The following is an 18,776-nucleotide window of genomic DNA, read 5'->3' on the forward strand; positions in this document are numbered from 1 at the left end:
ATGTTGCCCGATTGGACCTTTGGACGCATGAAATCTGCTTCGGCGAAGCAGTCATTTTCAACATCGGCCAGAAAACAGAAAAATCGACGACAGCGAAGATCACAAATCGAGCGTCTCGAAGTTCGGCAGCTGCTCGCGCGTGAAGTCACTGGCACGCTGGCGACCGACGACACATGGTCGGGGACGATCGAAGTCACAGGTAACGTGACGGTTCCCGATGACATCAAGCTGACGATTGATCCTGGCACGGTCGTGAAGTTTCGCACGGGTCAATTCTTGCGAGCGACAGGGACTGTCGACGCGATCGGAACATCCGCTTCGCCGATCATCTTTACATCGACCGAAGATGACTCCGTTGGCGAAGACCTAACCACCGACGTCACCGGAGCACCGGCGGCGGGTGATTGGGATTCGTTGTTCGTTTATAGTGGCGACTGGAACTTGCAACATGCGCAGGTTCGCTTCGCGGGACGCAATTCGTCGCAGGCTGCGATTTATGTCGACGAGAACCAAGATGCGACTGACAATGGCACCAGTGTCCTTCGCGATATCTTGGTCACCAACAGCGACACGACCGGCGTCGATGTCGTTTCGGGCGATACCGAACTGACACGGATTCATGTCACCGACAGTGATGGTGTGCCGTTTCGTCACCGCGCGGGCGCTACCGCAACCTACCTGTCCATTTCTGCCCAGCAGAATGCTGGTGGTGATCACGTTCGAGTCGACGCCAGCACGATCACAACTGATCAGGTCTGGGATTTCGGCGGACTGCCGGCGCACGTGTCTGGACGAACCACGATCAGCACATCCGGTTCGTTGACCATTGCGCCTGGCAGTGTGATCAAGTTTGAAGTCGGCGGCGATATCTATGCGAGCTCTGGCCCGCTGATTGCTGAAGGCACTCCACTTCTGCCAATTGTCTTTACCGCAACGACGGACGACACGGTTGGTGGCGACTCGAACGCCGACGGTGACGCAACCGCGCCAGCACCGGGTCACTGGGACACTCTGCGTTTGTGGCAAGGGTCATCCTCCATTGCTCATTCCGAAATTCGCTATGCGGGACGTAGCAATTTATCGAGTGTGGACATTCAAGATCCAACGACTTTAGATGACGGAATTGTCGATACGCTGTCGGACGTTCGCGTCATTTCCAGCAGCAATGAGGGTCTGCAACTGACTCGCGGCAATCCGATATTGCATAACGTCACCGTTGAAGACAGCGCTGGCGTAGCGATCAACCAAGCTTTTGCCGCACAGCCGATCTATGACAACGTTGTCGTCCGTGGCAACGAGGGCGATCACGTGCGACTTGCCGGCGGCACGGTCACAACCGACCGCGTTTGGGACTTCGACGGTCTACCGGTCCACCTGACCAATCGTACTCAGATCAATAGTCCCGGTTCGTTGACGGTTGTACCGGGTAGCGTCATCAAGATCGCCACCGGCGCAGATATCTACGCGGCTTCTGGTCCATTGTTCGCCGAGGGTACCGCGGATGCACCGATCGTGTTCACTGCGACGACCGACGACACGGTCGGCGGCGATTCCAATGCGGACGGTAACGCGACTAGCCCGACGCCAGGCCACTGGACAACGCTGTACTTGTGGAACGGTGACTCGTCACTTGCCCATGCCGAAGTTCGTTATGCGGGGCGCAGTAATGCTGGGGGTATCAACCTGCAAGACAGGTCGATCGTCGAAGGTGAACTATCCCAAACTCTTTCGGATGTGCGGATCGTTGCTAGCGGCAGTGACGGATTGCTGATCACCAACGGTAACCCGGCGCTCCAGAACGTCACGATCACTGACAGTATCGGAATCGGAATTGTTCAGGCGTTCGCGTCGCAGCCCACCTACGACGGCGTCAACTTTCGAGGCAATATCGAGGGCGATCATATTCGGATGGCGGGTGGGACCGTGACGACGGATCGCGAGTGGGATTTTGGTGGACTGCCGGTTCACCTGACTAGCCGCGTTCAGATCAATCAGCCTGGATCGCTGACGATTGCTCCCGGAACGTTGATCAAGTTTACGACCGGAGCGGATATCTATGCCGCCAGTGGCCCGCTGATTGCGGAGGGAACGGCAAATGATCCCATCATCTTCACGGCGACGACCGACGACACCGTCGGTGGCGACTCCAATTCGGACGGTGATGCGACGGTACCCGAATCGGGAAACTGGCGATCGCTTTATCTTTGGGAAGGCAACTCGTCGATCGCTCATGCGGAAGTCCGTTACGCCGGTGCCAGTGGTGCGGCGGGCATCAATCTGAACGGAGTCGCGGACGACGGTGGGATCTCAGACTCGATTTCCAATGTGCGAATCGTGTCGAGCGGCAGTGAAGGAATTGAAATTAGCCGCGGCAAACCGACGATTACTGATGTCCTGATCGCGGACAGTGCGGGTGTCGCGATCAACCAAGCGTTTTCGGCGCAACCGACTTATGACGGTGTGACCCTTCGCAACAACTTGGGCGATCACGTCCGACTTGCCGGTGGTACGGTCACGACGGATCGAGTTTGGGATTTCGACGGACTGCCGATGCACCTGAGCAGTCGGACGCAGATCAACAGTCCCGGATCGCTAACGATCGTCCCCGGCAGCGTGATCAAGATGGCCCCCAGTGCCGATTTATACGCAAGCAGCGGTCCACTGATTGCCGAAGGAACCGCCGACTCGCCGATCATCTTTACGTCCATCACAGACGATACCGTTGGCGGCGACACTAACGACGACGGTGCCACAACCCAGCCAACCCCCGGCAACTGGCGAGGTTTTTACCTCTGGCAAGGTGGTTCTTCGATCGCGAACGCGGAAATCCGATACGCCGGATCAAGTGGCACGGGCGCGATCGACATCAGCGAAAATTCAACGGAATCAGTCTCCATTGCTAACGTGACCGTCGCCTCCAGCTCGAGTGATGGGATCTACGTTGAGTCCGGCGATCCGGCAATCGACGGTTATCGATCCATTGGTAACACTCGAAACGGGATCTCTGTCACATCAGGCAGCACTGTAACGGTCACCGATTCTGACTTCTTTGGCGGTGCGCGCGGCGTCCAAATCGCCAACAGTTCAACGGCCATCGCCACCGTCACGGGCAGCAGTTTCGTCGGCCAAACGGAGTTCGGTGCGTTCAACGCCGGCAACAATCGCGACAACGCAGCCTTCACTGGCAACTACTGGGGACACGTTGGTGGCCCCCACGATCCGTCCGGCGCGGACGGATTCGTCAACGACAATCCAAGCGGAACACCGGTGGGCGACCACGTCGACTACGGCGCGTTCCTATCGACTCCGCCTCGGCCAATTGGGCCGGCGGTGACTTCGCTGTCACGGTTGCCACAAATCAAGACTCCGCTGCATCATCGCTACGAAGCTGAAACGAATTATCTGGACGAGTCGGGAACTCGAAATGGCGTGCAACTCGGCAACCTCCGCTTCGCTCCCGGTCGACTCGGTGGCAATGCGTTTTCCCTCGATGGCGACGACCAAATTGACTTGGGTGCTTGGGCCCCGAGTTCGGAGTGGACGATCGCGGCGTGGGTCAATCCGTCAGAGGTAGCGGCCACCGGACGGATCAGCATCGCAGGCATTTCCAACGCCTCAGCTGAATGGAATATCCTGATTCAAGACGGCAACTATGCCACCAGCACGCCAAACAGTGTGCTCGATAGCGGCGTCGCCGCAACGGTCGGCACGTGGGCTCACGTCGCGGCAACCACACGCGGGACGCAGACGTTTTTGTACGTCGACGGGGTCCTTGTGGGGACGCAGGAAAACTCGTTTGCATACGCGCCGAACGCGGTGGGGGTCCGCATCGGTGGCAACGTGTATGGCGGAGCCACACCGTTCATTGGTTTGATCGATGAAGTGTCGATTGTCGAACGAAGCGTCAGTGATGCCGAGATCGTTTCGCTGCGCGATGACGGAACGATCGACTTTGTTTCGCCGATCGATCGTCTGCTTGTTACATTCGATTCGCCGATCCTCGCCGACTCCGTCGACGCGAGCGACATTTCAATTTCGGGACCTGCGACCGTTGGGATCGAATCGGTCCATACCATCAGCGATCGCGCAATCGAAATCGTATTGACTGGACCGATCAACAACGCCGGCAGCTACACCCTTTCGGTCGGTCCGCAAATCCTTGGTGCGTCGGGAATCCCGATGGACCAAGACCAAGACGGCACCGCAGGTGAAACGGTCGAGGACGTTTTCACAGGCTCCTTCATCGTCGACAAAGCGGGTCCACGAATCGTTTCGCAATTGCCCAGCGAAACCACCTCGTCAGTCCTTACCAGCGTTACAGTGACCTTCAACGAACCGATCGATCCGACAAGTCTCAACGCTAAGTCGATTCAGTTGATCAGTCCCTCGGTACGCGCGGCTCAAGCCGCGTTTGCGCCACTAACACTGGCCGGTGACTATAGCGTTCGGGCGGCCAGGGCGATTGATACGTTCACGAACCTGGACGGGGCGATTGCCGTGTTGGAGAACGAGTCGCTGCGAAGCGAGCTGGTCACCGAGTCACAGCCGGTCATCAACTATGGACCATCCAGCAGCAACTTCGCTAACCCGCTTCAGAACCCACTTGAAATAGCGCCGGCTGACAACTACTTGGCGTTTGAAGCAACGACGACACTGGTCGTACCGGTGGCCGGTCCCTACACGTTCGCGATCGGCAGCGACGACGGTTACCGATTGGAAGTAGGCGACTTTTCGGCTGAGCTCACAAGCGGTCGCAGCTTTGCAACGGATTTGGTGACGTTCAACTTTCCCGCCGCTGGCGAGTACCCGCTGAAGTTCGTCTTCTTTGAGTTGGCGGGTAGTTCTGGATTCGAACTTTCCGCCGCCCAGGGTCGAAAGACTCGCTTTGACGATGACTTTTTCCTAGTCGGCGATACGGCTGTCTTCAATAACTTTGTTCCGACGCTCGGCGTTGAGCCCACCGACGCAACCAACACAACCTTCCGTCTGTACTTTCCGCCTCAACCGATCGATGGCGATTACGACCTGCGGATCCAGCCCGCAGCCCGCGACACATCGGGCAACCTGCACGATCAAAACAACAACGGCGTCGGTGGCGAAGCGGGCGACGTTTACGTCAGCACGATCACCGTCGACCGACAACCGCTGCGAATCGTTTCTCAGTCGCCCAGCGGTACCCAACAAGGCGCGCTGCAGTCGCTCGACGTCACGTTTAACGTGCCCATTGACGGCGGCAGTTTCTCGACCGGCGACGTTCGCATCGATGGCCCGGCCGGGCGTGTCGCTGTGACCAGCATCGATCGAATCAATGACACCACCTATCGCATCAATTTGGCTCGGTCGACTGCGGATGGGAACTACCAAATCTTCGTCGGCCCTGGCATTGCAGACGTCGGCGGAACGTTGATGGACAGCGATGGCGACGCGATCGCCGGCGAAGTCGAAGATCGTTACGAAGGCACGTTATTGGTCGCCGGTGCAGGCCCGTTCATCACCGATCTGACACCCCGTGGCATCAGCCCCGCGCCGCTTTCATCGGTGCAGGTGAAGTTTAGCGAAGCCGTTGATCTGACAAGCTTCACCCCGGGCGACGTCATGATCACGGGACCTGATGGAGTCGTGCCGGTCACCAGCATCGCATTTGATGGCACGCTGACTTACACGTTGTCGTTCGCGCCGCAAACGACTTCCGGTGATTACACGATCGCGGTCGGTCCGGCGATCGTGGACGTCGGTGGGATCGCGATGGACCAAGACCAAGATGGGACCGCCGGCGAAGCGACTCAAGACGTCTTCAATGGCATCTTCCGCATCGATTCGGGCGGACCGAAAGTTTTGTCGTACACGCCCGACTTCGTTTCGCGGCCTTACGCGTTCATCGACGTGGTGTTCGACGAAGACATCGACTTGGCAACGTTCACGCCGCAAGATGTTGCCATGATCGGACCCAACGGAGTCGTACCGGTCAGTCAGGTTGTCGGCATGGACATGAACAAAGTACGGATCTCGTTCGCCAGCCAATCGACGGTCGGCGACTACTCGCTGATCATCGGCCCGGACATCTTCGATCCGTCGGGCAACGCGATGAATCAAGACGGTGACGATGTCTTTGGCGAAGCAAACGAAGATACTTTCACGGCGACGGTCACGTTCGCCGCGCCCGATCTGATCTTCGATGCTGTCACGGTCCCATCGTCGGCACAGAACGGCGACGTGGTGCGAATCGAGTGGACCGTTCAAAACAATGGCGAAGCAACCTCGATCAACCCGTGGACCGACCGCGTCGTTCTTTCGCAAGACAATGTCTACGGCAACGCGGGCGACATCGAACTGGGCCGCGTCATTCAAAGCGACCCACTGGTCGATGGCGAGTCGTATACCGCGTTCATCGATGCGTCGATTCCGTTCGGTATCCAAGACGACTACTTCATCTTGATCCGAACTGATTCGTCGAATCAGGTCTTCGAAACCAGCGACACCAACAACACAACGTCTCAACCGATCACGATAGCACTCGCCGATCCGCTGGCCGATTTGATCGTCGACGCCATCACAGTTCCCGCGACCGGCTTCATCGGCGACAGCATCAATGTGACTTGGCGTGTTCGCAACGACGGCACCGCGACAACGATCGCGACCAGTTGGGTCGACCGAGTCTATTTGTCCAGCGATACCGACTTCGGTGGCGACATTTTGTTGGGCAACGTGACTCACAACAGCTCGCTGGGATCCAATGCGTCCTACACGACGACCAGCACGTTTGTGGTGCCTGCGTCCGTCACCGAAGGGAACTACTTCGTCATCGTGCAGACCGACGCGACCAATCGCGTCATCGAGCCGACCGCAGAAGGCAACAACACGACGTCATCGACCGCGTCGATCGCGATCAGCACCGCACCGCTGCCCGATTTGATAGCCAGCGGCGTGACACTTGCGGTCGGTCAATCGCCGACAAGCGGTGAACTAGTCACGGTCAACTGGACGATCGCCAACGACGGTGATAAAGCCGCCACATCGGACTGGACCGACACAGTCTACCTCTCATCCGACGACGCCTTTTCGACCGACGACGTTCTTTTGGGTGAACTGTTCACCGCGGACGACTTGGCGATCGGCGGTTCGATCGCCCGATCTCTATCGGTGCGTTTACCCGAATCCGTCTCGGGCGACTATCACTTCATCGTCGTCCCCGATGCAAACAACAACGTCAACGAGGGTAGCGGCGAAAACACGCCGCCAGCCGTCAGTGATGCGGTCGAGATTTCGCTTTTCCCGTATGCGGATCTGACGGTATCGCAAGTCATTGCACCGGAGCTATTGGTCGGCGACCCGGTGGACTTGACTGTTTCGTGGACCGTCAAAAATGTCGGCGCCGGCCCCGGACGAGTAAACACATGGACGGATCGTGTGATCTTGTCGACGGATGATATTCTCGGCGACGCCGACGATATCGTGCTGGGCACATACACGCATACGGGCGCGGTGCCCGTTGGCGCCGAATACTCAAGAACTGAAATCGTGCAGTTGGCCAATCGTACCAACGGTCGGTTCACGCTATTTGTGCAAACGGACTCTGGCGACGCCGTATTCGAACTTGCCGACGATGCCCCCAACGTTGGTTCGCCTGATCATTTCGTTGACGTGTCGCGAACTCCCTACAGCGATTTAGTTGTTGATTCCGTCACAACTGCCGGTGATCCGGTCTCGGGCCAACCGATCGAGGTCAGTTGGACAGTTCGCAACAACGCCGACCGTGGCATCGCAACGACGGATCGCGATACGTGGACCGATAATGTCTACATGTCGCCCGATCCGACCGGTGCTACGGGTTTGAAACTGATCGGCAGCAGCACTCGTGGCGGCGCGCTGTCACTAGGCGGCTCGTACACACGTACCGATAACTTTGTTTTGCCGCGAACCACCGGTGGCCAGCAATACGTGTTTGTTCGCACCGGCGGACCTAACGAGTTCATTTACAACTCCAACGCAGCCATCGCTGATGGGGGTGGCGGCAACCAGGCGCGTAGCGAAGCGATCGACGTATTTCTGGTACCGCCGCCGAATGCCGACTTGGTGGTGACCGATGTTTCGGTCGGCGGCGCGACCCAGTTCAGCGACGGCACCCAAGTCGAAGTGACATGGACGATCAAGAACGAAGGCGAAACGACCGAAACGGGTTGGCGAGACAAACTGTTTTTGCAATCAACCGGCGGCGGTGAAACGTATCAGTTCGGAAAGTACGCGGTCGATGAACCGATCGAAGCGGGCAAATCGATCACACGGACGGAAGTGGTGCTATTGCCAAGGACAACTGGACAATTTCGATTCTTTGTTGAAACCGATACTGACGATGTCATCTTTGAAACGGACAATGTTCTAAATACCGGGTTCACCGATCCGTTTCAAATTAACTTGAAGCCGCGTCCCGACCTGCAAGTCACCGTGCAAAGCGAGTATCCCGCCGCGATCACTGCGGGCACGCTCTTGCCGGTAGAGTTTCGAGTTCGCAACCTCGGAACCGCAGACACGCCGTCGGCGGGAAGTCGGTGGAAGGATCGCGTTTGGTTATCGTCGTCGTCCAGCAGCACATCGGGCGCACTCCTTCTTGGTGAGCTCGATAACGGATCGGCGCTGGGCTTCCCCGGTTCGCCGAATGGATTGTCGACCGAATACGTGACGACCGCCAGCTTCCTAATCCCACGAGCGATCTCGGGTAACTGGTTCGTGTTGGTCGAAACGGATGCTCGGAACACCGTTGACGAATTCCCCAGCGAGAACAACAACCGCGCGGCCGCAGCCGTCGCGATCGACGCCAACCCGGTACCACCACCGGACTTGGTTGTCACGTCGGTTCAAGGGCCCGGAGATTCGTTTGACGATACTTCGTTTACGGTTCGCTATGCCGTCAGCAACTTGGGCGCGGGACCGACGGATCCCGGTTCGTGGACGGACCAGATTTGGTTGACGCTGGGCAAGGATGGTCCAAAGCCCGGTCGCGGCGACCGCTTGGTCGGCACCTATCGCCACAGCGGTGTATTGGAAATCGGCGACAGCTACGAAGCCGAAGCCACCGTGAACATTCCCGCGGGTCTGACCGGCCAATACTTTTTGACCGTTTACGCCGATGGCTACGGCCGTGTGTATGAAGCCTCGTTTGCATCGAACGTGAACCCCGACGCGCCAAACGATTTGGATGGGTCCAATTTTGGCAGCACGCCTTTGAATGTGTTGTTGACGCCACCAGCCGACTTGCGAGTCTCGACGGTAACGGTTCCCACCGATACCGATGGCAGCCCGCTTCCGATCGTCGGTGGCGAGAAACTCTCGCTGACTTGGACGGTGGACAACATCGGAACCGCGGCAACCGACCGTGAGTCTTGGGCCGACGCGATTTACATTTCCGAAGACGATGTCTTCGACAGCAGCGACCAGCTGGTTTTTGCGCTACCGCATTCGGGACGATTGCAACCAGGCCAATCTTACACACAAGAGGCCGAGTTTACATTGCCCCCGACCGCGCGGGGCAGCCACGTGTTGGTTCGAACGAACGTCGACCCGCGAATCGCGTTGACCGACGAAGACAAGTTCCTTGACGAAGTCAAAGCGGTCTTGCAACGGATCGAAGCGGCCACGGGCAAACCCATTGGCGAAACGAAGATCAGCGATCTGAAGAAGTTTTCGCAAACCGAGCTTCGCGCGATCCTTGCCGGACCAACCAACACACTGAAACTGGTTTACGAAGGACCGTTCACGACCAATAACGTCGGTTCGGCCGAGATTCCGGTCATCGACGCGCTCACCGACTTGATCGTCGAAACCGTGACAGCAACGCCGACGAGCAAATCGGGCGAGCCGATCACTGTTCGCTGGACGATCACCAACGAAGGTGACTACGCGATTGCAGCGGACACCAAGTCAGTGTCCCAGCACGTGTTCCTATCGAAAGACGAAGTCTATGACGCGAGCCGCGACTTCTATGTCGGATCGAAGGTTCACGTTTTTGCCGACCCACTCGGCGCCGGTGAATCGTTCACGGACAGTTTGGTGGTCTCGACTCCGCCGGGCAGCAGCGGAACTTGGTACGCCCATGTCTTTACGAACGTGCCCCTGAGCCGACATGGCAATCCGGTACTGAATCGCTGGGACCGTGGCGGGTTCCCCGGCTGGGTCGATTACCTAGCGGACAAACCGTGGGAAGACGGTAACAAAGACAACAACTTCCGCGTTTCCAATCCGATTGACGTCGTATACGCCGAAGCCGATTTGACGATCACGAATTTGGCGGCTGTGCCAGTCGATCCAGACAGCGGCAGCTTGATCGATGTTTCGTTCACGGTGACCAATACAGGAACTCGAGCGACCCGCGTCGATGACTGGACCGATCGAGTATTCTTGTCCGTGGACACATCGACAGATGCTTACGATATCGAACTGGGCAAACTGCGTCATCGCGACGTGCTGGAGATCGGCGAGAGTTACGAAGTCAGCTTCCCGGTGCGAATCCCTGACAACATCGGCGGCGATTTCAATCTGATCGCGTTCGCCGATGCAACGTTTGGCAACGGAAGCTATGGACGTCCGCTTCCATATCCGGCGACGACAGGACCGACGCGGTCACTGCAAGTCAAAGACGCCGTGCTTGAGTTCGATGGCGAAGGCAACAACCAAGTCTCGGTGCCGCTGGATGTCACTCTGGTTCCAGCACCGGACCTCGTCATCGACTCTTTGAATCACACATCTAGCGTCGACGTCGGGAATGACTTTACGTTCACCTACGTTTACAGCAACGACGGTGGCGCGGTGCCCGATCGTCAAACGCCTTACTACGATCGCGTGTACCTATCTCGCGACCGTTTTCTAGACGTGTCCAGCGATCACTTCGTGCGAGAAATTGCCCGCAAGGACGCACTCGCGGCCAGCGAGACTGGATCGATCACCCAAACCGTTCGCGTTCCTCGTGGGTTGGTCGGCGACTACTACGTAATCGTCGCGACCGACGTGCCGCGATCATCAAGACCAGACGGCGAAGTGCTGGAAACGGACGAAACGAACAACATTATCATCAGCGAAACACCAATGCTGATCGTTCTGCCGCCACCATCGGATTTGCAGGTCGTTAACGTTTCAGCGGCCGCATCGGGACAAGTCGGTGATATTTCGTCGGTCAGTTGGACGGTGCAGAACACGGGCGACGAACGGGCGAGTGCTCGCATCGCCGACGCGGTCTATCTGTCCGCCGACAACGTCTGGGACGTCGGTGACTTGCTGCTCGGCCGCGTTGACCCGATCGGCATTCGCACGCTGAATCCTGGCGATACCTACACGTCGACCCTCGACTTCGAGATCCCAGCGACGCTTCCCGGTGACTACCGAATCATCGTTCGCACGGACATTTTTGACGATGTGTTCGAGGGCGAAAACAACCGCAACAACGATCTGCCTTCGGTCGAAGCGATCAACGTCACGGTTCCGCTGTTGCGATTGGACATCCCGCTGACTGATCAGTTGGCTGTTGGCGTTTCGCGACTATTCCAACTGGACACGTCACCCGGTCAAACGATTCGCGTTGGCTTGGACAGCACCACCGACGTCGGCTCGCACGAACTATATGCGAAGCACGAAGCACTGCCGAAGCCGTTCGACTTTGACGCCACTTACCAAGGCTATTTGAAAGCCGATCAAACGCTGGTCATTCCGGAAACACTAGGCGGTCGCTACTTCATCCTGGCTCGCGCCGGTATTCGGATTGATCTGGAAGACGAAACCTACGATCCGCGAACGCGGAACGAATATCCCGTCGCGATGACGGCGTCTCGTATTCCGTTCGGGATCACGGGCGTCACGCCCGACGCAGGCGGCGACGATCGTTATGTCACCGTAACGATCACCGGTGCCGAGTTCCCGGAACAAGCGGCGGTGCGTTTGGTTCGCCCGACGTATGCCGAGTTCGCGCCGGTATCGATCACGCGTGTCGATGCAACCAAGATCATTGCGGTCTTTGATCTACGCGATGCACCGCACGGATTGTACGACGTTCAAGTGCTGCATCCCGACGGTCGCATTGCATTCGATCCGTATCGTTTCCAAGTCGAATCGGCGGACCCGCTAGAAGTCAACGTAGGTGTCGGTGGACCAAGTTTGGTCGGCCTGGGCGAAACAGGCCCTTACGGTTTCGCTGTCCAAAACTTCGCCAATGTCGATACGCCGTACACGATCATTGAGTACGCCTTTCCCAACATTGAAAACGATTCAGGAATCATTCGCGGCCCGGCGCTCTCGTTCCAAACTGGCATTCGAGGCGACGCGGGAACGCTGTCGCCGCTGTTCGATTCGATTTCGACATTTGACTCGTCGGACATCACACCCGAACTGAACTTGAACGGCGTACTTACTGGTCGAGCGGTGGCGATCGACTTGCCAGCCAGTGGCGTGACCGAACTGGGCGGCATTGTGACCGTCTATCCGGGACTTCGAGAAGAGTTGGAGGAAAATCCAAACTTCTTGAAAGAACTCAGCCCCATGCAACTCGAAGACTTGGCGTTTGACTTCTACGTCACCGCTTCGGCAACTCCACTGACCAGCGCTCAGTACATCGACTACCAACGCGGTGAAGCGGCTCGCCTGCGCGATGCCATCCTGGCCGATGCCGATGCGCCGGCGGCTCTTGTTTCGATCGCCGGCGACGGGGATGCGTTTGCCGATCTGTTCTTGTCGGCGCTGGCCGACGTAGGATTGCTACGCGATGCCGACGCGCCGCCGACGGCGACACCAACGTCGGACAACGTGAACCTGTTCTTCAGCGCTCTGGGTGGTTTATTGGGCGGCGATGCCGGATCGGGAATCATCGATGATGCCGCGGCCAACTTGGCGACGGCCGAATCAACGCTCATTTTACTTATCGAGCGACTTCGTGGTTACTTCGGTCACACCGCCAACGTTTACGGTGGTGGAGCAGTTCCCGCTTTCGAACAATACGACCTGGGCTTGCCCAATCCGACATCCTTCGTCGCGTTTGAACTGCGTGCGGTTCAACCGGAAGAAGAGTTTGGTATCGTCGCCGACGAGATCGTGTTCAACCTGGATGATCTTGGCCAACAAATCGGCGACACGGTCACCATCACCGGACCAACCGGCGTCGGCGAAGAAAACTTTGTCCCGTTTGAAACGCCGCTGCCGTATAGCGTCACGGCAACGTACGACAGTGATTCGTCGGAAGCGGTTCGCGAGATCCGAATCCTTGTCCCCCTGGATGATACGATCGACGAACGCAGTTTCCAGCTCGGAAATCTGACGCTCGGTGGTCGCAACATCGCTTTGCCCCCCGGTCGCCCGAACTTCGTCGGCGAATTTGATCTGACCGACGACGAAGGATACCAACTGCAGATAACGGCCGGTGTCGATGCCAACACGCGAGTGGCTTCGTACCTGTTGCGCGCGATCGATCCTCGTGACGGTTTGCCACCGGTCGATTCCGATGTCGGTTTGCTTCAACCAGGTGAATCGGTGAAGGTCACGTTCTTTGCCAGCGTCAATGACACCAACGCGGCCGGCCAAACCGATGACCCGCAAACCGGTGACGCGATCGAGATGACCGCGCGGGTGATCATCGACGGTGCTGCGCCGGTCGACAGCGACGTCGCCGCGGCAACGCTGGACGCGGTCGCACCGACTAGCGCGTTCACGGTCACGCCGATCGGCAGCAATCGTTATCAGCTTGATTGGTCAGCCGTGGACGACGCTGGCGGCAGCGGTGTCGCCGCCTACTCGCTGCTGGTATCCAACGACGGCGGAACTCGGTTCCGCAGTGTGCTGTATCGAACCGATGAAATCACCTACATCTACGAAGCGGATTCCGGCGCGACACCGACTTTCTTGGTTCGCTCGATCGACGCCGCCGGAAATGTCGAACCCGTCGCCGAGGGCGTTCGTGCACCGCGTCTGGTCGCCGACATCAACCTGGGCGGTGCCGCGCCTATTACGGCCGTGGTCACGCCGCCGCTGCCCAAAGCAGCATCCCAACCGACAACCGTTGCGGACCGACTGTTCCAAGAATCGGCGTTTGGCATCCCATCGCGAACCAGCGCGACTCAGCCCAGTAAGTTTGCGCGAGTTATTCGCCCGCTCGCTGCCGAAAGATTTGCCACCATTTCGGGACTCTCCGGTGCGAGCATTGGTACGCTGGCAATGACCGTCGGACCGGACGGCAGCGTCTACGTGTCGGGTGGCGCCGGCCGGAATCAGTTGTACCGAATCTCTGGCACTTCCGGTCAATCGACGCGGATCGCAACCGGATCTTCCCCGATCTACGAACTCGTCTTCGATTCGGCCGGACAATTGTGGGCATCGACGGGCGGCGAAGGATTGTTGCAACTCGACCCGACCACCGGCGAGGTTTTGGATCGCGTCGGCGCTGGCATTTCGCTGGGCCTGGCCGCTATCCCAGGCCAGAACGCGATCTACGTCGCCACCACTGGCGGCATCAGCCGATTGAACACCGCGACTCGCAAACTGACTCCGTTTAGCGATATCCGCGTCGACGCGCTCACCGTCGCCTCCGATGGAACGCTTTACGGAACCGCGTGGCCGGCGGGTGGCGAAGTCCTGCGATTCGATTTCCGCGGCCGCGCTGAAGTGATCGCCACCATTGCGGGTGGCGCCGAATCCCTTGCCATCGGTGCGCCAGGATCATTGCTTGCCGATGCGCTGATCGTCGGACATCAGCAAAACGGACAATTATCGATCGTGGATCCGCTTTCGCTGCGTCAAACCGTCGTCGCCAGCAGCGGCACCGGACGCGTCGAAGGAATCGAGTCATTGCCCGACGGACGATTCTTGGTCACACAAGGTGAACAGGTCGATATCTTCTTTACTGTCGCTGCGCCGCGAGTTGTCGATACGATCATTCGAGAGAATAACCGAGCCGCATTGGTGTTCGACGTCGGTCTTAGCGCCACCGATGCGACCAAACCATCCAGCGCAACGCGTGGTGCGAACTACACGTTGGTCAACAAAGACACCGGACAATCCGTCGGCATCGGTGCGGTCCAGTACAACGCAGCATCGCGAACCAGCGAATTGCTGTTCGAGTCGCTTGCACCGGCCGAGTACGAACTTCGTGTTGCCTCGTCCGTCGAAAGCGAGCAGGGCATCCCGATCGGCGGCAGCGGATTCTCGACGACCTTCCGTGTCTTTGAAGACGTTTCGATCAGCACCAGCGTTTCCTACTCGGCCACGCGAGTCAACCGAGCCGATGGCACGCTGTTGTTCGACGTCATCGTCAACAATACCGCCGACTTTGACATCGCCGGTCCGATCAACCTCATCTTCGACGAATTCGGCGACGATTCGGTAGTTTTCTTTGGCAACGAAGGCGAACCCGCTGATGCCAACGGCTTCCAGATCCTTGGCGATGGCACGGTGCTCGCTGCCGGCACGTCGTCGCTGCCGCAAACGGTCGTGATCGCGAACCCGAACTTGCTGGACTTGAGTTTCGATCCGCGAGTGCTGGCAACGTTGCCACCCAACATGTTGCCCGAGTTCGCTTCGCAGCCAGGTCTTACCGCGGCCGCTTCGGCCGAATACGAGTACATGGCATCGGCGTCCGATCCAGACGGGAACCGAATCACTTACGTGCTGACCGATGCACCGGATAGCGCAACGGTCAATCCGGCCACCGGCGAAGTGACGTGGATGCCGACTCGAGGATCGTCGCCGCTGACTCGATTTGAACTTCGTGCCTACGACGCCCGCGGTGCCTTTGAACGTCAAACTTGGACCGTTGACGTCAGCGGTGCCAATCGCGCACCGATCATCGCACCCGTGGGCGAGCAATTAGCCACCGAAGGTGACTTGATCGAGATTCCGGTCAGCGCGTTCGATCCCGATGGCGATGCCTTGTTCTACTTTGCCGACAACTTGCCCGCCGGCGCGGTCTTCGATTCGATCGGCCAAGCACTCCGCTGGCGACCGGGTGGCGATGACGCGGGCGTCTACGAAGGCGTGAAGCTGATCGCCAGCGACGGATTCGTCGAAACCAGTATTTCCTTCGACATCGTGATTGCCAATAACAATGTTCCGCCGACTCTTGCGCCAGTCGCCGATCGCACAATCAACGAAGGCGATGCGATCACATTCCGATTGTTCGGTCAGGACGAAGACGGAGATCGGTTGCGATACGTATCACCAAATTTACCACCGGGCGCGTTCTTGGATCCGAACACGGGACTATTCGAGTGGACTCCCGGCTTCGATCAACACGGCGTGTTCGACTTGCGGTTCTTCGCGGACGACGGAACTTCGTTGACTCAGGTGACATCGACGCTGACGGTCAACAACATTAATGGCGCCGTTGCGTTCCCTGCCATCAACGAGTTCACGATTTTTGAAGGTCAACCGCTGCAAGTTCGTGTTGCCGCGTTCGACCCCGAGTTCCCCGTCGCACCCACCAATCCGCTCGCCACCAGCGAAGATTTCTTCGTCGACTTTGAAGGTCTGCTACCTAACCTAACGTACTCGCATGGTGAATTGCCGGCGGGCGCCACCTTTGATGTCGCACGACAGATTTTTGCATGGACACCTGCGTTTGACGCCACCGGTGTCACCGAAACCCAGCGATACGAAATCACGTTCACCGCAACCGACGACGGTGACGGAACCGGCACGCCGACCAGCGACACGGTGACGCTAGCGATCAACGTTCGCAATGCCAACTTCCGTCCCGAAATCACATCGATCGAGAACAAAGTCGTTCCGGTCGGAACGACGCTGGACATTCCGATCGTGTCCGTCGATCCCGATGGCACCGCGATTGCGTTGGACGTCAAAATCGGCCAAGCCACGACGCTGCCGTCATGGGCGACATTGATCGACAACGGCGACGGAACAGGAACCCTGTCGGTATCACCCCAACCCGGTGATCGGGATGACTATTTGGTGACGGTGACCGCAAAGGAAGCAACTGGCGAATCGCCTCTCGCTGAAACCGTTCAGTTCATTTTGCAGGCGACCAGCCCGAACGAGCCACCGAAACTCAATCCGATTTTCGATTCGGTTGCATTGGTCGGACAACCGTTCGCCCTGGTCTTGAACACAACGGATGCCGACCAGGATCCATTGACGTTCACGTCCAGCACGTTGCCAACCGGCGCGACGTTCGTCGGAAATGATTTCTACGGACGAGCGACGTTTGCATGGACGCCAACCACATCCGATATCGGTACGACGTCGATTACTTTCAACGTTGCCGACAGCGGCAACAACGGCGCCGGCGACGTGCTTAGCGACTCACGCAGTATCACGCTGACCGTCCGCGATACCAACACACGACCGAGCCTAGAACCCATCGGTGCACAAACGGTTGCCGAGGGTCAGACACTTCGCGTCAGCGCCGTAGCGACCGATGCTGAAAACGACAACGTGTTCTTTACCGCCGCGCTCGTGCAAGGTGTTTCGACGACGCGACTGCCAAGCGGCGTCGTCTTCGACGGAGCCAGCGGATCGCTGACTTGGACACCTTCGTCGACTCAGGCGGGCACCTATCGCATCCGCATCACGGCATCCGACGGTGCTGGATCACGCAGCGATGACGTGGTGATCACGGTCGACAACACCAATCAACCACCTGTACTGAACACGCTTCCCAAATTGTTCGCTCGCGAAGGCGATCAGACGGTCTTTTCGATCAGCGGTGGTGACGCCGACGGCGAGCCGTTGATCTATGGCTACACCGGCAACGCAATCAACGGATTCAACTTCGATCCGGCCACACGAACAGTCATCTGGGATGTCGACTACGATTCGGCCGGTACGTACACGCTGCCCTTCGTGGTCAGCGATCCAAGTGGCGGGACCGACACCGTCGATGTCGAAGTGCAAGTGTTGCCGACCAATCGAGCGCCGTCGATCGACGCACCCCAGCTTCGTAACTCGCAAATCGGCGAAGCGTTCACGTTGTCGATACCGACGGCCGACTTGGATGGCGATTCGGTAACCCTGACGGCGACCGATCTGCCCGAAGGTGCGACGTTGAATGTGACCGACGGAGTCGGCGTGATCGAGTGGACGCCGCAAAGTTTCCAAGCGGGAACCTACACCGTTCGTTTGACCGCCGACGATGGTGCGACCCAGACGCGACGTGCATTGACGCTGGTAGCCTCGCTCGAACCCGTCTCGCCCGACCTGCGACTCGTGTTGACGCCCAGTTTCCCCGCGACGCCGGGGCAAACTGTCACGATCGAACCGATCGCCGACAGCGACGTAGCGATCGGCGAAGCAACGCTAACGATCGACGGCAATCCGATCACACTGGATGCGCTCGGACGCGGCAGCTTCGTGGCAACATCGCCGGGACGATACGAAGTCACTGCCACCGTCACCGACATCGAAGGCCGAACGACGACCACCACGCGACCGATCTTCATCCGCGATTTGGCCGATCGTACGGCACCGCGGATCGAGATCACCGAGTTCGCGCCACCGATCGTGACCGGCACGCGCGACATGATGTTCGACATCTTCGACGATGGACTGGCCGAATACAAAGTCGAATTGGTTCCACGAGGTGGCGGCGAGCCAATCCTACTGCGTGAAGGCACGACCAGCATCGTCCGTTTGGTCACGATCGATCCGTCGAACTACGAAAACGGTTTTTATAGCGCGCGAGTCACCGCCAGCGATTTCGGTGGTCTGACTTCGGTGGCCACTTTCGACTTGGAAATCAATTCTGCCGACAAATCCGGCGCGGTCAGCGAATCGGCGACCGACATGACGGTGACGCT

At 58.3% G+C, this 18,776-nt stretch carries 1 protein-coding gene (running past one end of the window); it reads left to right on the forward strand.

Annotation, left to right across the window (positions count from 1 at the left end):
• Positions 1-18,776 carry the 5' portion of a CARDB domain-containing protein gene (locus Poly59_RS03590; RefSeq protein WP_146532663.1) on the forward strand. Its footprint extends 17,953 nt past the window's final position, so 18,776 of the gene's 36,729 nt are visible here — the first part of the coding sequence; its start codon is at positions 1-3; its stop codon lies beyond the right edge, outside the window.

The sequence above is a fragment of the Rubripirellula reticaptiva genome, from assembly GCF_007860175.1.
Lineage (GTDB): Bacteria > Planctomycetota > Planctomycetia > Pirellulales > Pirellulaceae > Rubripirellula > Rubripirellula reticaptiva.